The following is a 222-nucleotide window of genomic DNA, read 5'->3' on the forward strand; positions in this document are numbered from 1 at the left end:
ACAGTAGCGAAGTCAAGTTACGAAAGTTTACAGCAGCAGTTGAGTGAACGCGAAAGTTCGATCGCTTCTTTGCAGCAACAGCTAGCCGAAAGAGAACACCGCGAACACGAGTTTCAGCAGCAATTAGCTGAAAAATCGAGTTCTTTGGAATCTTTGCAGCAGCAATTCGCCGAAAAAGAACACCGGGAACACGAGTTTCAGCAGCAGCTAGCAGAAAAATCG

General features: G+C 46.4%; 1 pseudogene. It reads left to right on the forward strand.

Going from position 1 to position 222, the window contains the following annotated elements:
- A pseudogene (locus tag QUB11_RS06675) lies at nt 1-222 on the forward strand (CopG family transcriptional regulator); the annotation flags it as partial.

It is taken from the genome of Microcoleus sp. B6-A1 (genome assembly GCF_036705085.1).
Lineage (GTDB): Bacteria > Cyanobacteriota > Cyanobacteriia > Cyanobacteriales > Microcoleaceae > Microcoleus.